This window comes from Azohydromonas lata (assembly GCF_034427735.1).
Taxonomy (GTDB): Bacteria; Pseudomonadota; Gammaproteobacteria; order Burkholderiales; family Burkholderiaceae_C; genus Azohydromonas; species Azohydromonas lata.
In genome coordinates this window covers 1-21,837 of sequence record NZ_JAXOJX010000102.1, presented here as the reverse complement: position 1 = coordinate 21,837, position 21,837 = coordinate 1, and the positions used below count along the sequence as shown (strand labels likewise).

The window sequence follows — 21,837 nt, the reverse complement described above, 5'->3', positions numbered from 1 at the left end:
CCCCGTGGCGTCCAGCCGCCCGCCCAACGTGAGCGCAGGCGCGCGCGCGTCCAGCCGCGCCGGGCGCAGCTCTTCCAGCAGGGCTTGAAGCGTGAACACGTCGCCCTGGGTGCGGCCCTGGGCGTTGATGCGGCCGGCCGGCGCCTCGGCGCTGCCCAGCAGCAGTTGTGCGTCGTTGAGCTGCAGGTGCCCAAGGTCGGCGGGGTTGATCAGCGCGTCCAGCTTGGCCTGGCGCACGGGCACGCGGCCGGCGTCCCAGGTGCCGGCCGCGGCGTTGTCCAGCTCCAGGCGGGCCTGGAGCTGGTTTTGCGGGCTGGGCTGGATGACGGCCTGGCCGCTGAGCGCCGTGCGCGGCGCCGTGGGCAGCAGCACCTGCAGGTCCAGCGCCTGCACGCGGGCCTGCAGCCGCGACAGCGGGAACCCTGCAAAGGGCGTGACCGTGGCCATGGCGTTGAGCGACTGCGGCGGCTCGGTGCGGGCCTGCAGCGCCGCTTCCAGCGACAGCGTGGCCAGCGGCCCGCGCAACTGCACGGCCGCGCCCAGCGAGGGGAGCTGGCCGGTGGCGGGTTGCGACAGGCGCAGGTCGGCCTGCACCGGCATGGGCGCGTCGGCGCCCACCTGGGCCTGGCCTTCGACCTTGAGCGGCCCGCGGCTGACGGCGAAGTTCTCCACCCGGTGCCGGCGTCCGCCGTCCTCGCCCACGTGCAGCGCCGCCTGCAGCGCACGCAGCGGCTCGCCGGCCAGGGCGGCGGCGTGGAATTCGTCGATGCGCAGCGCGGCCACTTCCAGCGCCACGGGCAGCCGCAACTGCTGCGGCGGGGGCGATTTCGGCGGCGGCGGCTCCTGGGCCTGCGGCAGCGTCAGAAAGCCCTGGCGTGCCGTCAGCGCGTCGAAGGCGACCTGGGCGTAGGGGCTGGACAGGCGCAGCCGGCTCACGCGCAGATTCGTCCAGGCCGGCTCCACCAGGCGCAGCTCGCCGCCGACGCCAAAGCGCACGGTGATGGCGTCCGCGCCGAAGTCGCCGAGCAGCGTGCCGCGCGGCCGCGTGACTTCCACGCCCGGCAACTGGCCCAGCGCCCAGGCCGTGCCGCGCTCGGTGCGCAGGCTCCACCAGGCGGCGCCGGCAACGGCCAGCACCAGCGCCAGCAGCAGCAGGGCAAGGACGATGAGCGCGCGGCGCAGCCGGTGCGGGCGTTGGGGTGGCGGCGTGTGGCCGGGCGTGGAGGGGGGCGGCGCGGGCGGATTCGTGGCGGCCATGGATTCAACGCTCATTCAGAAACTTGCCCCCGCCGTCACGTGCACTCGGAAACGCGCGTCGTCCACGCCGTAGGCCAGGTCCAGCCGCAGCGGCCCAACGGGGCTGCGGTAGTGCAGGCCCACGCCCACGCCCACGGCGGGCTTGATGTCGGAAAAACGCTCGGCCGCGTTGCCGGCGTCAATGAAGGCCGCGCCCAACAGCGCCGGCATGCGGCGCGAGATGGGGTGGGTGATCTCGGCGCTGGCCGTGAGCAGCGAACGGCCGCTGGTGACCACGCCGTTCACCTCCGGCCCCAGGCTGCGGTAGGCGTAGCCGCGCACCGAGTCCTCGCCGCCGGCACGGAACAGCAGCGGGTCCGGCACGCCGATGGCTTGCCGCGCGAAGACCTGGCCCACGTCCAGCCGCAGCCGCGCGTTCCAGCCGTTGCCAAAGGGGCGGAAGGCCAGCAGCCGCGTGTAGAGGCGGCCAAAGGGGCCGCTCTCGGCCTCGTCGCTGCGGGCGTAGCCCAGGGCGGTCTGCAGGATGACGGCCTGCCCGCGCGTGGGCAGCAGCCGGCTGTCCACGTCGCGCCAGGTCCAGTCGGCGTTGGCGGTGAGGGCCTGCGAGGTGACGCGGCCCAGGGGCGAGTCCACGCGCGAGTAGGTGCCTTCGCCGTAGTACATGCGGTCGAGCTTGTTGCGGCTTTGGCTGCGGCCCACGCGCAGCCGGGCCGAGAGGCGGTCCTCGTCCTCCACCTTGAGCTGCTCGACGTTGCCGGCCACCAGGTCCTGCCACATGCGCTCCTTGGCATAGGACCGCAAGTCCCACTCCCAGAGCTTGCGCTGGCTGCCGAGCTCGAAGTTGTTGCGCGCCGTCCAGTTCAGGCCGAAGGGGCGGCGGTGGAAGTGCTCCAGCGTGAAGCGCGGCCCCGTGTCGCTGCTGTAGCCCAGGCCCAGCGTGGCGTTCTGTTCGCGCTGCTCGCGCACGCGCACGGTGACGGGCGTGGCGTCGGCGACTGAAGGGTTGGTGTCGATGGAGACGGCCGCGCCCTCGTACAGGCCGGACAGGCGCAGGCGGTCCTGGTAGTCCAGCAGCTTTTGCTCGCTGTAGGGCTCGCCCGGCTGGAAGTCGGCCAGGTTGCGTATCGCCTGCTCGCCGTAGCGCTGCACGCCTTCGAGCTTCAGGCCCCCCAGGTGGAAGAGCGGGCCGCTGTCGGCTTGGGCGGTGAGCGCGGCGGCCTGCTCGCGCGAGCGTATGGCGGCCTGCGTGTCGGTCCAGGTGGCGGCCGGGTAGCCGTTGGCTTGCAGCTGGGTGATGGCGCCGTTCTTGGCGGCGGTCCAGTCGTCCTGGCGGAAGGCGTCGCCGGGCTTCAAGGGCCAGTCCTTCTGTACCTTCTCCCGCAGCCGTTGGGCGGGGCGCTCGCCCGCGTCGGCGCGCTGCTGCAGGTTGCCCTTCACTTGCACGTCCACGCTTTGCACGGTGGTGCGCGGGCCGGGGTCGATGCTCACCACCACGCGAGGCAGCTTCCCTTCGGCCGGCGCGGGCTCCAGGCGCGCCTGCACCTGGGCATTGAAATAGCCCTCGGTGCGCAACAGCGTGCGGGCCTGCTCGGGGGCTTGGGCGACGAGGCGGGCGAGCTCCTCGTCGGTGAGGCCCTGGTCGGCCGGGACGGTGCGAAAGCGCGCCAGGTCCAGGTTGTCGCCCACCAGGGCGCGCAGCTCGCGCGGGCCTTCAACCTCGATGTCGTAGCGCGGCGGCCCTTCGGCGGGCGGCTCGCCGCGCGCGGCGGCGGCCTCCTGGTCCGACTTGGGTTTCAGAACCGAGCAGCCGCCCAACAGCGCGGCCAGGGCCAGGACGATGGCAAGAGCAAGGGGACGCGGGCGCGTGGGCGGCATTGACGGCTTGTGGAGAGGACAGGCCGCACGCAGGGGCAATCACCGTACCGGCCTCGCCGGACGGGGGCGGCACGCGGTCTGGAGCCGGCGAAAAAATGGGCGGGATCCCGCAATCCCGCCCAAAGCACCGACGAAGGAATGCCGTGGTCCGCTGCGAATCGGCGTGAGCCGCCGCGCGGCGCGGCAAACCTTGGTGGAGACGACAGCAAGCGCAGGGCTCAAGGCGGGCGGTGCAGGGCCGGGAAGATCGCGGCCGGGCCTGGGACTTGTCCGGGGTGGGCGGCGGCACAGCGGTGCCGGCACGCCGCCCCCGCCTGGAAAGGACGTCGAAACCGGGGCCGCGGCCCTCAACGCGACGGGATGCTGCCCGGCACCGTGCCCCCGGGCACCGTGGTGGAGGGCAAGGTGGCGGAGGGCAGCGTGGCGCTGGGCACCGTGCCGCCCAGGGCCGGCGGCACGGGCGCGGCGGGCAAGGGCGGCGTGGTGGCGCCGCTCAGCGGCGGGGGCGGCGCCACCGCCCCCGGCGGTGTGGTACCTGCTGTGGCGGCCGGCACCGTCGTGCTCGGCACGGTGCTGCCGGGCACGGGCGTGGTGCCCGGCGCCGTTGGGCTGAGGAGGGTGGTGCCGGGAATGGTGGTGCCCGGCAAGGTGGTGGACGGGATGGTGGGACTGGGCGCCGTCGGCGTGGTGGGCAAGGCGGGGTTGGTGGCCGCCCCCATGCCGGTGACGGCGCTGGCGCTGCCGGAGGCCGGCCCAACGCCGCTGCCGTTGAGCGGGGCGCTCTGGTACGCGGGGAACTGGGGCTGCGCGGGCGTCTGCGGCAGCGGCTGGGTCTGCGCCTGCGCCTGCGACAGCGCGGCGGCGCCGGCCAGCGCGGCGGCGGCAAGGGAAGGGCGAAGGGCAAGGCGGGCCATGGCGGTCTCCTGGAACCTGGGAGGGGCGCGGGTCCTTGCCCGGGAGCGGGCCGGGGCCCATGCAGGGTGTCCAGCAAGGCCAGGGCCCGCGGCGGCGCGGAAGGGCTGCAAGCGTTTGCCAGCCGCAGGCACCGGACTATTCCCGGGCTCGCCGGATGCGCTCCCGGTTCGCACCGCGCGCCGGCTTGAGCACCATGACGGGCATTGGCTGGCGCCGGGCCGCAGACCGGCGTGCCGGCCCTCTTTATGAGGTTCCAGCCGCCACGCCCCCGCGGCGGCCGGCACCCTCCAGGCCCAAGAACATGAACCACGCCGTTGCCTTCGATCCCGCCGAGCTGCGTCGCCGCCTGGGCGAGCTGCACCGGGAGCAGCCCCTGCTGGATCCGGCCGCGCCCGCCATGCGCATCGGCATCGCCGACGCCGAGGGCGAGTTGCTGCACGTGGTGGAGACGTCCAGCCTGTCGCAGGCCGTGAAGGTGTTCGAGCTGTTGGGCGACTTGGGCCTGGAGCCGTGCAAGGGCCGCCACCGCAGCCCCGACGGGCGCCGCCTCACGCGGCTGTATTCGCCGGCCCGCGATTGAATATTTTCCGCGGGCTCCTTGGGGCCCCCGGCCGCAATAAGCCTGCAGCAGGCGAAAGAAATTGCCGATTCAGCCCTGCGGGCGGCGCCTCACCGCGGGACGGTGAAATTCCTTGCCCACCACGGCGCGGGCATAGAGATATTCATGCAGCGTGCAGGTTTCCAGTCGATCCATGTCCACGTGGCCGCCTTCGTCGCAGGGGAAGGACATGTCCCGGTGCGGGCCTTGCAGGGACTGGAAGCACAGCTCAAATCCGTCCTGATGCGAGCAAGAGGCCTTCATGACGGTTTCCCGGTTGTTCTCCGCCAAAAAGCCGGGGCGGAAATGGGTGGACATTTGCCAAAAAGCGGCTGGAAAACCGGCGGCCTTTTGGCATCAATTTCGGTCTTGCTGGTTTCCATCCTCTTCAGGAACAAAAAGGGTCGCCAGATACAAATATCCCGCCGCAGCGGGACCTTCGTACCGCTCCAGACATGGGAGGGAAACCTCCCCATGGGCCGGCTATCCCGGCCCCGCTTGCGCAGCGCGCGGCCCGCGCCTCACATGCCCGCGTAGTTGGGCCCGCCGCCGCCCTCGGGGACGACCCAGGTGATGTTCTGCGTCGGGTCCTTGATGTCGCAGGTCTTGCAATGCAGGCAGTTCTGGGCGTTGATCTGCAGCCGCTGCTGCCCGCCGCCGTCCTGGCCGTCGCCCACCAGCTCGTACACGCCCGCGGGGCAGTAGCGCGTCTCCGGCGCGGCGTAGCTCGCCGCGTTGACGCTCAGGGGCACACGCTCGTCGAGCAGCCGCAGGTGCGCGGGCTGGTCCTCGCCGTGGTTGGTGTTGCTGGCAAAGACGCTGGAGAGGCGGTCGAAGGTCAGCTTGCCGTCCGGCTTGGGGTAGGCGATGGGCTCGCACTGCGCGGCCGGGCGCAGCGCCAGGTGGTCCGGCTTGTCGCGGTGCAGCGTCCACGGCGGCGTCTTCACGCCCAGGCGGGGCAGCAGCCAGTGCTCCACGCCGGTCATGAGCGCGCCCACGCGCAGGCCCTTCTTGAACCAGGCCTTGAAGTTGCGCGAGGCGTGCAGCTCCTCGTGCAGCCAACTGCGCTCGAACGCCTCGGGGTAGGCGGCCAGCTCGTCACGGCTGCGGCCGGCTTGCAACGCGGCGAAGGCGGCTTCGGCGGCCAGCATGCCGGTCTTGATGGCGGCGTGGCTGCCCTTGATGCGCGCGGCGTTGAGCGTGCCCGCGTCGCAGCCCACCAGCGCGCCGCCCGGGAACGCCAGCTTGGGCAGCGACAGCAGCCCGCCCGCCGCGATGGCGCGCGCGCCATAGCCCAGGCGCCGCCCGCCCTCCAGGTGCGCGCGGATGGCCGGGTGCGTCTTCCAGCGCTGCATTTCCTCGAAGGGGCTGAGCCACGGGTTGGCGTAGTCCAGCCCCGTGACGAAGCCCAGCGTCACGCGGTTGCCTTCCAGGTGGTAGAGGAAGCCGCCGCCGTAGCAATCCGCCTGCAGCGGCCAGCCGGCGGTGTGCACCACGCGGCCGGGCTGGGCCTTGTCCGCGGGCACTTCCCACAGCTCCTTGATGCCCAGGGCGTAGCTCTGCGGATCGCGGCCGGCGTCCAGTTGAAAACGCTCGATGAGCTGCTTGCCCAGGTGGCCGCGCGCGCCTTCGGCAAAGAGGGTGTAGCGGGCGTTGAGCTCCATGCCGAGCTGGAAGTCGGCGGTGGGCTCGCCGTTCTTGCCCAGGCCCATGTGGCCGGTGGCCACGCCGCGCACGGCGCCGTTGTCGTCGTAGAGCACCTCGGCCGCGGCGAAGCCGGGGAAGATGTCCACGCCCAGGCCCTCGGCCTGCTCGGCCAGCCACTTGGTGACCTGGCCGAGCGAGACGACGAAGCAGCCCTCGTTGTGGAAGTTACGGGGGACGAGCCAGTCGGGGGTGCGGTGCGCGGCCTGCGGCGTGAGGAAGAGCACGTCGTCCCCCGCCACCGGCTGGTGCAGCGGCGCGCCGCTGCGGGCCCAGTCGGGCAGCAGCTCGGTGAGGGCGCGCGGGTCCATGACGGCACCGGAGAGGATGTGCGCGCCGGGCTCGGAGCCTTTTTCCAGCACGGCCACCGACACCTCGGCGCCGGCCGCCTGCGCGAGCTGCTTCAGGCGTATGGCCGTGGCCAGCCCGCCCGGGCCGGCGCCGACCACGACCACGTCGTAGTCCATGGCCTCGCGCGGGCCGTATTGCTCCAGGAGGTGAAGAGGGGTCATGGCGGGGTCTCCGGCAGTTCTGCGTGAAATTGAGGTGTTGCTTGGCACGTTGCGCGTGCAGCCTTGCTGGCCGCAAGCCCAACTGGCTGTCATGCCGGCGAAGGCCGGCATCCACGCGCACCGATGGCGCGGCCTGCACGGCCCAGGCGCGCTGGGGCGCAAATCAACGAAGCGTTTCGGTCATCGTGGATGCCGGCCTTCGCCGGCATGACGACATGTTTCGCAGCGGGCTGCGCGGCTTCGTGGGCCGCGTCACGTCCACTCCACCGCCGCCGCGAGCATGTAGCCCGCGCCGTAGACGGTCTTGATGATCTTGGGGTTCTGCGCGTCGCCTTCGAGCTTGCGGCGCAGCCGCGAGATGCGCACGTCGATGCTGCGGTCCAGCGGCGAGAGGTCGCGCGCGCCCATGAGCTGTTCGCGGGTGAGGATCTGGTGCGGCCGCTCCAGGAAGGCGCGCAGCACCTGCGTCTCGGCCGTGCCCAGCAGCGTCTCGGTGCCGTCCGGCGCGCGCAGCAGGTTGGCTGCGCAGTCCAGGCTCCAGCCCGCGAAGCGCGCATGCCGGCGTTGCAGCGGCGCCATCCCGGGCGCGACGGCGCCCCGGCGGCGCAGGATGCTGCGCACGCGCGCCACCAGCTCGCGCGGCTCGAAGGGTTTCACGACGTAGTCGTCGCCGCCGCCTTCCAGCGCCATCACGCGGTCCACCGTGTGGCCGCGGCCGGTGAGCACCAGCACGCCGCAGCTGCAGCGCCGCGCGATCTCGCGCACCAGCTCCATGCCGTCCATGTCCGGCAGCCCCAGGTCCACGATGCACAGGTCCGGCTGCTCCATCTGCAGCCGCCGCAGCACGCCCGCGCCGTCGCCGAAGGTCTCGCAGGCGAAGCCGAAGTCGCGCAGCGCCAGGCTCACCAGCCGGGCGACCTCGGGGTCGTCCTCGACGACGTAGACGAGGGCGGCTGCGGCCTCAACCATGAAGCGCTCCCGGCATCCGGCCGCCGCCCGCCGCCGGCACCTGGCGATGCAGGAAGTCCGCCAGCTGCCGCTTGGTGAAGGGCTTGCAGAGCATGGGCACCTCGCCCGCGGCGGGCTGCTCGCCGGGGACGAAGCCGCTCATGAGCGCCACGCGCGGCACGCCGCGCGCCTGGGCCTGGCGCGCCACCTCGCGCCCGTCCACGCCGCCGGGCATCACCACGTCGGACAGCAGCAGTTGGATGCGCGGCGTGTACTCCAGCATCTGCAGCGCCTCGGCGCCGTTCTCGGCCTCCAGCACGGCAAAGCCCAGGTCCACCAGCGCGCGGCGCACGACCTTGCGCACCTCGGTGTCGTCCTCCACCAGCAGCGCCAGCGCGGCGCTGGGGTCGGCGCGGTGGCCGGCGTCGCAGCAGGTGTCGGCCATGAGGCTGGCCACGGCGCTTTGCGCCACGGGCAGCCACAGCGTGACGGTGGCGCCCGCGCCCGGGGCACTGTCTATGGCCACGGCGCCCTCGGACTGGCGCACGAAGCCGTACACCATGGACATGCCCAGCCCCGTGCCCGTGCCGGGGCGCTTGGTGGTGAAGAAGGGCTCGAACACGCGCGAGCGCGTGGCGGCGTCCATGCCGCAGCCGTTGTCGCGCACGTCGATGCGGATGTAGTGGCCGGGCTTGGCCTGCAGCTCCTGCGCACGCGTGGCCGACAGCGTCTCGGCCGCGATGCGCACCACCACCGAGCGCGACTGCGCGTCGCGCGAGTTGAGCACCAGGTTGACCAGCGCGTCCTGCAGGTGGCTGGCGTCCACCCAGGCCCACAGCGGCAGCTCCCCGGCGTCCAGCCGCAGCTCCATGCCTTCCGGCAGCGAGCGCCGCAGCAGGTTGATGACGGTGGACACCAGCGGCCCAACCTCGGCGGCCTGCGCCTCCAGCGGCTGGCGGCGGGCAAAGCCCAGCAGCGCGCGTATGAGCTCCGCGCCGCGCCGCGCGGCCGACAGCGCGGGGTCGATGAACTCCGTCACCTTCTCGTCCATGCGCAGCTCGCGCAGGGCGCCTAGGTTGCCGATGATGACGGTGAGCATGTTGTTGAAGTCGTGCGCCAGGCCGCCGGTGAGCTGGCCCAGCGCCTCCATCTTCTGCGCCTGCGACAGCAGCTCCTGCGCGCGGCGCAGCTCGGAGATGTCGAAGGTCAGCTCGAAGCAGCCGATCACGGTGCCGTCGGCGGCCTTCTCCGGGATGAGCGTGGTGCGCGCCATGCGCACGCGGCCGTCCACGCAGTGCGCCTCGTACTCGTAGGTCACGGGCTCGCCGGCGAATGCGCGCGCAACGTTGGGGCGGATGCTGGCGTAGATCTCGCGGCCCAGGTATTCGCGGGCGCTGATCTGGTCGAGGCGGTCGGGGTCCAGGCCGAACCACTCCTGGTAGCCGCGGTTGATGTAGCGGTAGGCCTTCTTGTGGTCGAAGTAGGCGATGAGGGCGGGCAGCGAGTCCGTGATCAGCCGCATCTGCGCTTCGCTGAGTGCGAGCTCGCTGGTGCGCTCGGCCACGCGCCGCTCCAGCTCGGCGGCCTGCAGCGCGGCCTGCTCCTCGGCCCGGCGCTGCGCCGTGATGTCGGAGTACAGCGTGATGAAGCCCACGCCCGGCACCGGCACGCCGCGCACGCGCAGCACCTGGCCATTGGGACGCACGCGCTCCAGCTCGTGCGTCTCGAAGCGCCGCGCCGCCGCCACGCGTTGCGCCACCAGCCCGTCAACCTCGCCCGCCCCGTACTCGCCGCGCTCGGCGTTGTAGCGGATGAAGCTCTCGAAGGCGGCGCCTTCGAACACCATCTCCGGCGGGAAGTCCAGCAGCTTTGTGAAGGCTTCGTTCCAGGCGAGCAGGCGCAGGTCGCTGTCCATCAGGCTGAAACCCTGGTCTATGAGGTCCAGCGCCGCCTGCAGCGCCGCATAGCGCCGGTGGCCGGCGGCGTCGCCGGCTTGAGCTTGCTCAACCATGGGAGCTTGTCGCAGACCTTGCATGGCCCAAATTCTAGGGACCGGCTCTTCCCCGCAGCCGGGATGCAAACATTCGTCATATTTGCTGGGAGAGCGTGAAAAGGTCCTTCGCCATCCTTCAGCCCGGCGCCGCGGTCCGATTTTGAGCCGCCGGATGCCTGGAGGAGCAGAGCAATGACCCGGATCAATCCCTACGCGCTGGGCCTGGACAAGAACGCGGCCAACTTCGTCGCGTTGTCGCCCTTGAGTTTCATGGAGCGCGCCGCGCTGGTGTACCCGCAGCGCACGGCCATCGTCTACGGCGGCGCCCGCCAGGACTGGCGCACCACCTACGAGCGCTGCCGCCGCCTGGCCAGCGCGCTGGCGCGCCGCGACGTGCAGCCCGGCGACACCGTGGCGGCCATGCTGCCCAACGTGCCGGCCATGTTCGAGGCCCACTTCGGCGTGCCCATGTGCGGGGCCGTGCTCAACACGCTCAACACGCGGCTGGACGCCGAGGCCATCGCCTTCATGCTGCAGCACGGCGAGGCCAAGGTGCTGCTCACCGACCGCGAGTTCGCGCCCGTCGTGGGCAAGGCGCTGGAGCTGTTGGGCGACAAGCGCCCCCTCGTGATCGAGGTCGAGGACGAGACCGCCCCCGCCGGCGCTCGCCTGGGCGAGATCAGCTACGAGCAACTGCTGGCCCAGGGCGATGCGGCCTACGCCTGGCAACTGCCCGCCGACGAGTGGGACGCCATCGCGCTGAACTACACCTCCGGCACCACGGGCAACCCCAAGGGGGTGGTGACGCACCACCGCGGCGCCTACCTGAACGCGGCCAACAACGCCATCGCCTGGAGCCTGCCGCACCACCCGGTGTACCTGTGGACGCTGCCCATGTTCCACTGCAACGGCTGGTGCTTCCCCTGGACGATAGCGCTGGTGGCCGGCACCAGCGTGTGCCTGCGCAAGGTGGACCCGCTGGCCATCTGGCCGCTCATGCGCGAGCACGGCGTCACGCACCTGTGCGGCGCGCCCATCGTGTACAGCATGCTCATCAACGCCCCGGCGGAGCTGCGCCAGAGCCTGGGCCGCGTGGTGCGCGGCCTCATCGCCGGGGCCCCGCCGCCGGCCGCGGTCATCGAGGGCTGCGAGGCCGCGGGCATAGAGATCACCCACGTCTACGGCCTCACCGAGGTCTACGGGCCCGCGGCCGTGTGCGCCAAGCAGGAGCATTGGGCCGCGCTGCCGGCGCAGGAGCGTGCGCGGCTCAACGGCCGCCAGGGCGTGCCTTACCCGCTGCAGCAGGCCGTGGCCGTGCTCGACCAGGACACCCTGGAGCCCGTGCCCGCCGACGGCGAGACCATGGGCGAGATCTGCTTCCGCGGCAACGTGGTGATGAAGGGCTACCTCAAGAACCCCGGCGCCACCGAGGAAGCCTTTGCCGGCGGCTGGTTCCACACCGGCGACCTGGCCGTGGTGCACCCGGACGGCTACGTCAAGATCAAGGACCGCAGCAAGGACATCATCATCTCCGGGGGCGAGAACATCAGCTCCATCGAGGTCGAGGACGTGCTGCACCGCCATCCCGACGTGATGCTGGCCTCCGTCGTGGCGCTGCCCGACGAGAAGTGGGGCGAAGTGCCTTGCGCCTTCGTGGAGCTCAAGCCCGGGGCGCCCACCGTCACCGAGCAGGAGCTCATCGAGTTCTGCCGCGAGCACCTGGCCCGCTTCAAGGTGCCCAAGCGCATCGTCTTCGCCGAGGTGCCCAAGACCTCCACCGGGAAGATCCAGAAGTTCCTGCTGCGCCAGCGCGCCAAGTCGGCCAGCGCCATCGAATAAGAGGTTGAAGCCGCGCAGACCCACGCTGGTGGGTGTGCGCGCATCGACCCGTCAAGAATCATCACCCCTGGAGGAGTAGAGCATGTCTGCGGACATTTATCGCAAGGTCGAGAACGACCCGATGTTCAAGGAGCTGGTGGCCAAGCGCAGCCGCCTGGCGATCACGCTGTCGGCCGTCGTGCTGGTGGCGTACTACGCCTTCATGGCCGTGGTGGCGTTCGCGCCGGACATTTTCGGCAAGCCGCTGTTCGAAGGCAGCGCGCTGACCATCGGCGGCCCCATCGGGGCGCTGCTGATCATCGTTTCCTGGCTGCTCACGGGCCTTTACGTGTCGCGCGCCAACGGCGAGTTCGACCGCATGACGCAGGACATCGTGGAGCGCAACGCATGAAGCCCCTGAACAAGATCCTGGGCGCGCTGGCGCTCACGGGCGCCGCGGGCGCGGCGCTGGCGGGCGACGCCATCGGCCAGGCGCAGAAGCAGCCGCTCAACGTCACGGCCATCGCCATGTTCATTGCCTTCGTCCTGATGACGCTGGGCATCACGTATTGGGCGGCACGGCGCACCAAGTCCGCGGCGGACTTCTACACCGCCGGCGGCGGCATCACGGGCTTCCAGAACGGGCTGGCGATCGCGGGCGACTACATGTCCGCCGCCACGCTGCTGGGCCTGAGCTCCATGGTGTTCATGCGCGGCTTCGACGGCTTCGTCTACATCATCAGCTTCTTCGTGGGCTGGCCGGTCATCCTGTTCCTGCTGGCCGAGCGGCTGCGCAACCTGGGCCGCTTCACGTTCGCCGACATCGCCTCGTACCGGCTGGACCAGGCGCGCATCCGCACCTTCGCGGCCTTCGGCTCGCTGACGGTGGTGATCTTCTACCTGATCGTGCAGATGGTCGGCGCGGGGCAGCTCATCAAGCTGCTGTTCGGCCTGGACTACGCGGTGGCCGTGGCCATCGTGGGCGTGCTCATGGTGGTGTATGTGACCTTCGGCGGCATGATCGCCACGACCTGGGTGCAGATCGTCAAGGCCGTGCTGCTGCTCACCGGCGGCCTGATCATGCTGTTCCTGGCCATGGGCCACTTCGGCTTCAACATCGAGACGCTGGCCTCCAGGGCCGTCGCGGCGCACAAGAGCGGCGCGGCCATCATGCGCCCGGGCAGCCTGCTGGCCGACCCGGTGACGGCCGTGTCGCTGTCGCTGGGCCTGGTGTTCGGCACGGCCGCGCTGCCGCACATCATGATGCGCTTCTTCACGGTGCCCAACGCCAAGGAGGCGCGCAAGTCGGTCTTCGTGGCCAGCGGCTTCATCGGCCTGTTCTTCCTGGTGGTGTGCCTGCTGGGCCTGGCGGCCATCGTGATCGTGGGCCAGGACCCGCAGTTCTACGAGGGCGGCAAGGTGGGCGGCACGCTCATCGGCGGCAGCAACATGCCGGTGATGCACCTGGCCAAGGCCGTGGGCGGCGACCTGCTGCTGGGCTTCCTCTCGGCGGTGGCGTTCGCAACCATCCTGGCCGTGGTGTCGGGCCTGGCCCTGGCCGGCGCCTCCTCCATCGCGCACGACATCTACGCCCGCGTCATCCGCAAGGGCCAGTGCACGGAAGAGCAGGAGATGAAGGTCTCCAAGCGCGTGTCGCTGCTGCTGGGCGTGGTGGCCGTGGTGCTGGGCATCGCGTTCGAGAAGCAGAACGTGGCCTTCCTGGTCGGCCTGACCTTCGGCATCGCCGCCTCGGCCAACTTCCCCGTGCTGATCCTGTCCATCTACTGGAAGGGCCTGACCACGCGTGGCGCGCTGGTGGGCGGCGTCATCGGCCTGGTCTCGGCCGTCACCTTCGTGGTGCTGTCCAAGGCCGTGTGGGTGGTGGTGCTGGGCAACCAGGCGCCCATCTTCCCGTATGAGCAGCCGGCGCTGTTCTCCATGCCGCTGGCCTTCTTCTTCACGTGGCTCTTCTCCGTCACCGACAAGAGCGCGCGGGCCCAGAAGGAGATTGCCGGCTTCCGCGACCAGTACGTGCGTGCGCAGACCGGCATAGGTGCTGCCGCCGCCAGCGCGCATTGAGCGCGCACTGACCCCCATCCTCCAAGCAGTTATTCAAGGAGCTAAGACGATGTCCACCTACAGCGCACCCCTGCGCGACATGCTGTTCACGATGAAGGAAGTCGGCGGCCTGGAAGCGGTCTGCGCCCTGCCGGGCTTCGAGGAATGCTCGGCCGACCTGGTCGAGTCCATTCTCGAAGAGGCGGGCAAGTTCGCCGCCGGCGTGCTGGACCCCATCAACCGTGCCGGCGACACGCAGGGCGCGCGCTGGAAGGACGGCGTTGTCAACGCGGCCGACGGCTTCAAGGAGGCTTACCAGAGCTTCTGCGACACCGGCTGGAACGGCATGCCCGCGTCCGTCGAGTTCGGCGGGCAGGGCCTGCCCACCCTGGTGTCCACGGCGGTGCTGGAGATGTGGAAGTCCAGCAACCACGCCTTCAGCCTCTGCCAGATGCTCACCCTGGGCGCCGTGGAAGCCATCGCCCACCACGGCAGCGAAGCGCTCAAGCAGCGCTTCCTGCCCAACATGGTGTCCGGCCGCTGGACCGGCACCATGAACATCACCGAGCCGCAGGCCGGCTCGGACCTCTCCGTCATCCGCTCGCGCGCGGTGCCGCAAGGCGACCACTACCGCGTCAGCGGCAACAAGATTTTCATCACGTGGGGCGAGCACGACCTGGCGGAGAACATCATTCACCTGGTGCTGGCCCGCTTGCCGGACGCGCCCGCGGGCGTGAAGGGCCTGTCGCTGTTCCTGTGTCCCAAGTTCCTCGTCAATGAGGACGGGTCGCTGGGCGAGCGCAACGACCTGCTGTGCACCTCGCTGGAGCACAAGCTGGGCATCCATGGCAGCCCAACGGCTTCGATGAGCTTTGGCGAGCAGGGCGGGGCGATCGGCTACCTGGTGGGCGAGCCCAACCAGGGCCTGGCCTGCATGTTCACCATGATGAACCACGCCCGCCTGAACGTCGGCCTGGAAGGCCTGGGCGTCTCCGAGCGCGCCTACCAGCACGCCCGCGCCTATGCGCTGGAGCGCGTGCAGGGCCGCACCGCCACGGGCAGCAAGACCATCATCGGCCACCCCGACGTGCGCCGCATGCTCATGGACGGCAAGGCCCGCATCGAGGCCATGCGCGCCCTGGCCTACTTCTGCGCCGCCCAGATGGACCGCGCCCACGCCGCTACGCACCCGGCCGACCGCGCCCCAAGCCAGGCCCTGGTGGAGCTGCTCACGCCCATCGTGAAGGGCTGGCTCACCGACAACGCCCTCTTCATCGCCTCCGACGGCGTGCAGGTGCATGGCGGCATGGGCTTCGTGGAGGAAACGGGTGCCGCGCAATACCTGCGCGACGCGCGCATCACCACCATCTACGAGGGCACCACGGCCATACAGGCCAACGACCTCATCGGCCGCAAGATCGCCCGCGAGGGCGGCAAGACCGTCAAGACGCTGATCGCGCGCATGGACGCCGACGCGCGCCGCCTGCTCGACAGCCGGGAAGCCGCCGTCGCCCAAACCGGCGCGGCGCTGCACACCGGCGTCGCCGCGCTGGACGCCGCCGTGGACTGGCTGCTGGCCCACAGCGCCGAAGCGGGCGCCCAATGCGCCGCGGGCTCCGTGCCCTTCCTGCGCCTGGCCGGCACCGTCGTGGGCGGCTGGCTCAGCGCCCGCCTGGCCGACGCGGCCGCGGCGCAACTCGCCGCGGGCGAGGGCGACGCCGCCTTCCTGCGCGCCAAGGTCGCCACCGCGCGCCACTACGCGGCCCACGTGCTGGTGTCGGCGCCCATGCTGCGCGACGTGGTCGTGCACGGCGGCGACACCACGCTGGCGCTGGCCGACGAGCAGTTCTGAACTCTTGAAGCGAGAGGCCCCGCCGCCATGAACGACCTCCACGGCTACGACATCGAGGACCTGCGCCCCGGCATGCAGGCCACCTATTCCAAGACCATCACCGAGGCCGACATCGTGCTGTTCGCCGCCGTCTCCGGCGACAACAACGCGGTGCACACCAACGAGGAATTCGCCGCGACCACGCGCTTTGGCGGCCGCATCGCGCACGGCTTCCTCACGGCCAGCGTGATCTCGGCGGCGGTGGCCAACCGGCTGCCCGGCCCCGGCGCCGTGTACCTGGGCCAGCAGATGCGCTTTCGCGCCCCGGTGCGCCCGGGCGACACGGTGCATGCCACGGTGAAGGTGCTGTCCGTGGACACCGCCAAGGCGCGCGCGGTGCTCTCCACCGAATGCCGCGTGAAGGGCGTGGTCGTCATCGACGGCGAAGCCACCGTCATGACCACCTCCGCCGCGGCGCGCCAGGCGGCGGTTGAAGCCGCGCAAGCCCCGCTGGAGCAGTCCGGTGCGCCCGCACCGGCCAAGGATCAATCGCAAACGCCGCCCCAGACCGTGGCGGCCTGAAGCAAGGAAGTTGTGATGAAAGTTCTGGTCTGCGTGAAACGCGTGGTGGACTACAACGTCAAGGTGCGCGTCAAGAGCGACGGCACTGGCGTGGACGTTGCCGGCGTGAAGATGAGCATGAACCCGTTCGACGAGATCGCCGTCGAGGAGGCCGTGCGGTTGAAGGAAAAGGGCGCCGTCACCGAGGTGGTGGCCGTCTCCTGCGGCGTGGCCCAGTGCCAGGAGACGCTGCGCACGGCGCTGGCCATCGGCGCGGACCGCGCCATCCTGGTGGAAAGCGCCGACGAGCTGCAGCCGCTGGCCGTGGCCAAGATCCTCAAGGCGCTGGTGGACAAGGAGGCCCCGGGCCTGGTGATCCTGGGCAAGCAGGCCATCGATGACGACTGCAACCAGGTCGGCCAGATGCTGGCGGCCCTGGCCGACCTGCCCCAGGCGACCTTCGCCTCCCAGGTGGCGCTGGGCGACAACCAGGCCCAAGTCACGCGCGAGGTCGATGGCGGCCTGGAAACGCTGTCGGTGAAGCTGCCGGCCGTGGTGACCACGGACCTGCGCCTGAACGAGCCGCGCTACGTGACGCTGCCCAACATCATGAAGGCCAAGAAGAAGCCGCTGGAGACGCTCACGCCCGCGGCGCTGGGCGTCGATGTCGCGCCGCGCCTCAAGACCTTGAAGGTTGCCGAGCCGCCCAAGCGCGGCGCGGGCGTGAAGGTGGCCGATGTGGCCGCGCTGGTTGAAAAGCTCAAGAACGAAGCCAAGGTGATCTGACATGGCCGTCCTCGTCATTGCCGAACACGACAACGCGTCCCTCAAGGGCGCCACTTTAAACACCGTCACCGCGGCGCGGGCCTGCGGAGGCGAGGTCCACGTGCTGGTGGCCGGCGAAAGCGCCGCCGCCGTGGCCCAGGCCGCCGCGCAGGTGCAGGGCGTGGCCAAGGTGCTGCACGCCGATGCGCCCGCGCTGGGCAAGCAGCTCGCCGAGAACGTGGCCGCGCAAGTGCTGGCGCTGGCCGCGGGCTACAGCCACGTCCTGTTCCCGGCCACCGCGGCCGGGCGCAACGCGGCGCCGCGCGTGGCCGCCAGGCTGGACGTGGCGCAGCTCAGCGACGTCACGAAAGTGCTGAGCGCCGACACCTTCGAGCGCCCCATCTACGCGGGCAACGCCATCGCCACCGTGCAGAGCGCGGATGCGGTGAAGGTGATCACCGTGCGCACCACCGGCTTCGATGCCGCGCCCGCCACCGGCGGCAGCGCCGTGGTTGAAACGCTGGCGGCCGTGGCCGACAGCGGCAAGAGCGCCTTCGTCGGCCGCGAGCTGACCAAGAGCGACCGACCCGAGCTGACCGCCGCCAAGGTCATCGTCTCCGGCGGCCGCGCGCTGGGCTCGGCCGAGAAGTTCACCGAAGTGCTCACGCCGCTGGCCGACAGGCTGGGCGCCGCGTTGGGCGCCTCGCGCGCCGCGGTGGACGCCGGTTACGCGCCCAACGACTGGCAGGTGGGCCAGACGGGCAAGATCGTGGCGCCCACGCTCTACATCGCCTGCGGCATCTCCGGCGCCATCCAGCACCTGGCCGGCATGAAGGACTCCAAGGTCATCGTGGCCATCAACAAGGACCCGGAAGCGCCCATCTTCAGCGTGGCCGACTACGGGCTGGAGGCCGACGTGTTCGAGGCCGTGCCCGCGCTCACCGCGGCGCTGGGCTGAGCGCCGCCTCACCGTTTCACCGTTTCCTTTGCACCGGAGTCACCGCCGGTACTTGGCCCGCCCTGGCTCAGGGCGGGCTTTTTTGCTTTTGGCGCCGCGCGGGCGCCAGGCTCACGTTCACGTTGCCTCAGCCGCTGCCTCAGCCGCTGCCGGTGGCGTTGCCGGACACGAAGGCGCCACCGCCACCGCCGCCGGCGGCAGCAGCAGCTCGCACCACACCTCGGTGCCCTGGCCCAATTCGCTGCGCACGCCCACCGTGCCTTCGTGCAGCAGCGCCAGCCGCTTGACGATGGACAGGCCCAGACCCAGGCCCAGCCCCGGCGTGGCCCCCGGCGCGCCGGACTCGGCCGCATGGGGGGCGGGCAGGGGCTCGAACAGCCGCCGGCACTGCTCGGCCGTCATGCCGCTGCCGGTGTCGCTCACCGCCACGCGCCAGCGTTCGCGGTCCAGCGGCGCCACGCTCAGCGCCACGTGGCCGGTGCTGGTGAAGCGCAGCGCGTTGGACAGCAGGTTGTTGACGATCTGCGCCAGCCGCGGCGCGTCGCCCAGCACCGGCGTGTCGTGCGCCGCGTTGCCCATGTACAACTCCAGCGCCACGCCGCGCGAGCGGGCCTGCGACTGGAACAGCGCCAGGCAGTCCTGCACCACCGGCGCGATCGCGAAGGGCGCGCGCTGCAGCGCCAGCCGCCCCGTCTCCAGCCGCGAGTAGTCCCGCAGGTCGTCCACCAGCGCCATCAGCTGCGTGGCCGAGCGCTCCATGGTGTGCAGCGCCTGGCGCTGCGGCGCCAGCGCCGACGCGGTGGCGGCGAGCCGCCGCGTCATGTCCTGCAGGCCCAGCAGCGGCGCGCGCAGCTCGCCGCTCACGCCGGCCAGGAAGCTGGCCTTGTCGCCGTGGTCCGCGGCCAGCCGCTCCATGTCCTGGCGGCGCCGGCGCAGCGACCGGTGCATCCACAGCGCCAGCAGCGCGATCAGCGCGTCCAGCAGCGCCGTGCCCACGCCCAGGAACCAGGCCGTCTGCCGCCAGCCGTGCAGCATCAGGTCCTGCGTCGCCAGCGTCACCACCACCAGCGGAAAGGCGTCCACCGCGCGCGCCACCACCAGCCGCTGGTCGGCCAGCGCCGGGTCGGACGGGCGCGTCTGCCGCGTGTACACCGCCGCGCTGCGCCGCCCCTGCGCCAGCGCCTGCTCCAGCGCCCGCAGGGCCGGCGCGCCGCGGTAGGAGGCCGACATCATGCCCGCGCGCAGCGGGTGGCGCGCCAGGGGCACGCCGTCGCTGCGCAGCAGTTGCACGGCGGTGTGCGCGTCGTCGAGGTTGACCGACTGGTAGAAGCGCTCGAAGCACGCCACCTCCACGCCCGTGATCACCAGCCCCAGCATGCGACCGTCCCCCGCACGCAGCTTGCGCACCAGGAAGAGGGTCCAGCGCCCGGTGTCGCGGCTGAGCACGGGCGCCGAGAGGTACAGGTCCAGCGCCGGCTGCGCGAGGTGGGCCTTGAAGTAGTCGCGGTCGTGCACGTTGATGTGCGGCGCCGGAAAGGCCTGGTTGTTGGCCAGCACCTGGCCCTGCAGGTCCACGATGGCGATGTCGCGCGCCACGCCGGGTTCGCCGCGGCGCTCGGTGAGGAAATCGTGCATGCGCCGCGTCGTGGCCAGCTCATGCAGCCGCGCCTCGCTGTCGCCGGCCTCTTCCTGCACGCGCTCCACCACGCGCTGCAGCGCCCCGTCGGCCGCGTATGCCACTTGCTGCGCATGGGCGGCCATGCTGGTGGCGAAGCTCTGCATGTACCGCTCCCAGGTGGCCTGGGTGTGCGCGCGCTGGCGCCACAGCATCAGCGCCGCCGCCGTGCTCAGCAGCACGATCGCCAGCGCCGCCACGGCCAGCACCAGGTGCTCGCGCAATTGCTCGGCCTGGCGCGGGGGAAGCGGGGCGCGGAGCAAGGAGTCGGACATGGCTGGACGGGCGAAAAGGCGGGGAGCCGGCCGCCCCATGAGGGCGAGCGGCAAAAATGCGGCGGCTCATGCTAGCGCCGCCACCTGTCGCCAGCCTTGTCACCGGACAGACAATGTGATGTTGCACTGCACCAAGGAAAGAGGACCATGAGCAAGCCCACCCCGGCCCTGATCACCCTGACGGCGCTGCTGGCCCTGCTGGGCCCCCAGGCGGCCCGCGCCGCCAGCAACTGCGACGCCATCCAGGCCGAGATCGCCGACAAGTTCCGCGCCGGCGGCATCGCGGAGTTCCGGCTGTCCATCGTGGACATGGAGGCCAACACCGCCGGCCGCGTGGTGGGCCGCTGCGAGCAGGGCACGAAGAAGATCGTCTTCGTCCAGGACGGCCCGGCCCAGCCCGCGCAGGCCCAGGTGCACACGCAGGCACCAACGCAGGTGCAGGCGCAACCCGTCCCGCGCCCGGCCGCGCCGGCGCCGCGGCGCCAGGACGTCATCACCGAGTGCCGTGACGGCTCCGTGGCCCCCGACGGGGAATGCCCGCGCTGAAGGGCTGCATTGGAGGCCCGCGCCCGCGTGCCGCTGAAACCCCACGTTGCCAGCGCGGCGCCGCGGCATGGGAAGCTCGCCCGCATGAGCAAGACCACGATGCCGCGGCGCCGCCGCGTGTTGGGCGGCCTGGCCGCGCTGGCGGCCGGCGCGGCGCCGGGTTGGCTGGCCCCGTCCACCGCCGCCGCGCAGGGCAGCCCGGCGCTGCCGCTGCGCGCCATTCCCTCCAGCCGCGAGCGGCTGCCCGCCGTGGGCCTGGGCACCTGGATCACCTTCAACGTCGGCCGCGATGCGCAGCTGCGCGAGGAGTGCACGCGGGTGGTGGAGGCCTTCCTGGCCGGGGGCGGACGGCTGATCGACTCCTCGCCCATGTACGGCTCGGCGCAGGAGGTGGTGGGCCAGGCGCTGCGCACCCTGGGCGCGCGCGACCGCGTCTTTGCCGCCGACAAGGTCTGGAGCAGCAGCGGCCGCCAGGGGCCGGCGCAGATCGACGAGTCGCGCGCCTTCTGGGGCCTGCCGCGCTTTGACCTGCTGCAGGTGCACAACCTGCTGGCCTGGGAGGAGCAGTTGCCGCTGCTGCTGCGCATGAAGGCGCAGGGCCGGCTGCGCTACGTGGGCGTGACCACCAGCGAGGGCCGCCGCCACGCCGAGATGGAGCGCGTGATGGCCGGCAAGCCGCTGGACTTCGTGCAGCTCACCTACAACCCCGTGGACCGCGAGGCCGAGCAGCGGCTGCTGCCGCTGGCGGCCGAGCGCGGCATGGGCGTCATCGTCAACCGGCCCTTCCAGCAGGGCGCGCTGCTGCGCCGCCTGGAGCGCCACCCGCTGCCCAAGTGGGCCGGGCCGGAGCTGGATGCCACCAGTTGGGCGCAGCTCGTCCTGAAGTTCATCGTCGCCCACCCGGCCGTGACCTGCGTGATCCCGGCCACGACGCAGGTGGCCCACGTGCGCGAGAACCTCGCCGCCGCCGGCGGGCGGCTGCCGGATGCGGCGCTGCGCCGGCGCATCGCCCAAGCCGTGCAGGAGCTGTGATGGTCGAGTGGTGGACCTACGTGCCGTCGGATTTCCAGCTCTTTTCCGGGCGCACCTACGCGCGGCTGGTGCAGGCGCACAACCAGGCGCTGTGGCCGGCGCAGCTCCTCATGGCCGGCTGCGGCGCGGTGGCGCTGCTGGGCCTCTTGACGCGCCGCCGCGGCGCCGCGCAACTGCTGGCCGGGCTGGCGGCGCTGTGGTGCATCACCGTGGCCTGGGATTTCCTGCTGCTGCGCTACGCCCAGATCCACTGGGGTGCGCCCGTGATGGCGGTGGGCTTTGCCGCGCAGGCGGTGGTGCTGGCCGTGCTGGCGCGCCGCGGCGCCTTCACCACCGATGCCGCGGCCCGCGAGCGTGCCGTGGCCGTCGGCCTGCTGCTCGTGGCGCTGGCGGGTGCGCCGCTGCTGGCGGGGTGGTTGGGCGGCTCGTGGTGGCGTGCCGAGGTGGTGGGCCTCATGCCCGCGCCCACGGTGCTGGCCATGCTGGCGCTGGCGCCGCTGGCGCGGCCCGGGGTGC

The 21,837-nt window shown here is 71.5% G+C and carries 19 protein-coding genes; 11 read left to right on the top strand and 8 right to left on the bottom strand.

Going from position 1 to position 21,837, the window contains the following annotated elements:
• The 3 genes from SM757_RS32125 to SM757_RS32115 all read right to left on the bottom strand — a co-directional run.
• On the bottom strand, positions 1-1,272 hold a 1,272-nt coding region (locus SM757_RS32125), incomplete at its 3' end, for a hypothetical protein (protein WP_322468467.1).
• Positions 1,273-3,132, bottom strand: coding sequence for an autotransporter assembly complex protein TamA (locus SM757_RS32120; protein WP_322468466.1), 1,860 nt, complete (start codon positions 3,130-3,132; stop codon positions 1,273-1,275).
• A 347-nt stretch (positions 3,133-3,479) separates the two neighbouring features.
• Positions 3,480-4,046, bottom strand: coding sequence for a hypothetical protein (locus SM757_RS32115; RefSeq protein WP_322468465.1), 567 nt, complete (start codon positions 4,044-4,046; stop codon positions 3,480-3,482).
• Between the two features lie 302 nt (positions 4,047-4,348).
• On the opposite strand from SM757_RS32115, the gene SM757_RS32110 reads away from it, so the two are divergent.
• Positions 4,349-4,627 (top strand): hypothetical protein, encoded by a 279-nt coding sequence (locus tag SM757_RS32110; protein ID WP_322468464.1) that lies wholly within the window; start codon positions 4,349-4,351, stop codon positions 4,625-4,627.
• A gap of 69 nt (positions 4,628-4,696) precedes the next feature.
• On the opposite strand, the gene SM757_RS32105 is transcribed toward SM757_RS32110, so the two are convergent.
• From SM757_RS32105 to SM757_RS32090, 4 genes are all read right to left on the bottom strand, one after another.
• Positions 4,697-4,909 (bottom strand): hypothetical protein, encoded by a 213-nt coding sequence (locus SM757_RS32105; protein ID WP_066337286.1) that lies wholly within the window; start codon positions 4,907-4,909, stop codon positions 4,697-4,699.
• Positions 4,910-5,166: 257 nt separating this feature from the next.
• A complete protein-coding gene (locus SM757_RS32100) occupies positions 5,167-6,861 on the bottom strand; it encodes an electron transfer flavoprotein-ubiquinone oxidoreductase (protein WP_322468463.1) in 1,695 nt (564 codons plus the stop codon).
• Between the two features lie 252 nt (positions 6,862-7,113).
• Positions 7,114-7,830 (bottom strand): response regulator transcription factor, encoded by a 717-nt coding sequence (locus SM757_RS32095; RefSeq protein WP_322468462.1) that lies wholly within the window; start codon positions 7,828-7,830, stop codon positions 7,114-7,116.
• Complete coding sequence (locus SM757_RS32090; RefSeq protein ID WP_322468461.1) at positions 7,823-9,820, bottom strand: PAS-domain containing protein; 1,998 nt, start codon at positions 9,818-9,820, stop codon at positions 7,823-7,825. Before SM757_RS32090 ends, SM757_RS32095 begins: the two co-directional genes overlap by 8 nt.
• 174 nt (positions 9,821-9,994) lie before the next feature.
• Between SM757_RS32090 and SM757_RS32085 the strand changes: the two genes are divergently transcribed.
• The 7 genes from SM757_RS32085 (at position 9,995) to SM757_RS32055 (ending at position 17,793) form a co-directional block, all read left to right on the top strand.
• Positions 9,995-11,641, top strand: coding sequence for an acyl-CoA synthetase (locus SM757_RS32085; protein WP_322468460.1), 1,647 nt, complete (start codon positions 9,995-9,997; stop codon positions 11,639-11,641).
• 82 nt (positions 11,642-11,723) lie between these two features.
• On the top strand, positions 11,724-12,032 hold the full coding sequence (locus tag SM757_RS32080; RefSeq protein WP_066343202.1) for a DUF485 domain-containing protein: 309 nt from the start codon (positions 11,724-11,726) through the stop codon (positions 12,030-12,032).
• Positions 12,029-13,699, top strand: a complete 1,671-nt coding sequence (locus SM757_RS32075) for a cation acetate symporter (RefSeq protein ID WP_066343209.1) — start codon at positions 12,029-12,031, stop codon at positions 13,697-13,699. The genes SM757_RS32080 and SM757_RS32075 overlap by 4 nt, the downstream gene beginning before the upstream one ends.
• A 49-nt stretch (positions 13,700-13,748) precedes the next feature.
• A complete protein-coding gene (locus tag SM757_RS32070; protein ID WP_322468459.1) occupies positions 13,749-15,530 on the top strand; it encodes an acyl-CoA dehydrogenase in 1,782 nt (593 codons plus the stop codon).
• A gap of 27 nt (positions 15,531-15,557) precedes the next feature.
• Positions 15,558-16,091, top strand: coding sequence for a MaoC family dehydratase (locus tag SM757_RS32065; protein WP_322468458.1), 534 nt, complete (start codon positions 15,558-15,560; stop codon positions 16,089-16,091).
• 15 nt (positions 16,092-16,106) lie between these two features.
• The gene (locus tag SM757_RS32060; RefSeq protein ID WP_322468457.1) at positions 16,107-16,856 is read left to right on the top strand and encodes an electron transfer flavoprotein subunit beta/FixA family protein; all 750 of its coding nucleotides are present in this window, start codon (positions 16,107-16,109) and stop codon (positions 16,854-16,856) included.
• 1 nt (position 16,857) lies between these two features.
• The gene (locus SM757_RS32055) at positions 16,858-17,793 is read left to right on the top strand and encodes an electron transfer flavoprotein subunit alpha/FixB family protein (RefSeq protein ID WP_322468456.1); all 936 of its coding nucleotides are present in this window, start codon (positions 16,858-16,860) and stop codon (positions 17,791-17,793) included.
• 117 nt (positions 17,794-17,910) lie between these two features.
• Here SM757_RS32055 and SM757_RS32050 read toward each other — a convergent pair whose 3' ends face one another.
• Positions 17,911-19,743 (bottom strand): sensor histidine kinase, encoded by a 1,833-nt coding sequence (locus SM757_RS32050; protein WP_322468455.1) that lies wholly within the window; start codon positions 19,741-19,743, stop codon positions 17,911-17,913.
• A gap of 147 nt (positions 19,744-19,890) precedes the next feature.
• On the opposite strand from SM757_RS32050, the gene SM757_RS32045 reads away from it, so the two are divergent.
• The 3 genes from SM757_RS32045 to SM757_RS32035 form a co-directional block, all read left to right on the top strand.
• Positions 19,891-20,289 carry a DUF1161 domain-containing protein gene (locus SM757_RS32045; protein ID WP_322468454.1) on the top strand — a complete coding sequence of 133 codons (399 nt, stop codon included), beginning with the start codon at positions 19,891-19,893 and terminating at the stop codon, positions 20,287-20,289.
• Between the two features lie 84 nt (positions 20,290-20,373).
• Positions 20,374-21,321, top strand: coding sequence for an aldo/keto reductase (locus SM757_RS32040; RefSeq protein ID WP_322468453.1), 948 nt, complete (start codon positions 20,374-20,376; stop codon positions 21,319-21,321).
• On the top strand, positions 21,321-21,837 hold a 517-nt coding region (locus SM757_RS32035; RefSeq protein WP_322468452.1), incomplete at its 3' end, for a DUF6064 family protein. The genes SM757_RS32040 and SM757_RS32035, both read left to right, overlap by 1 nt.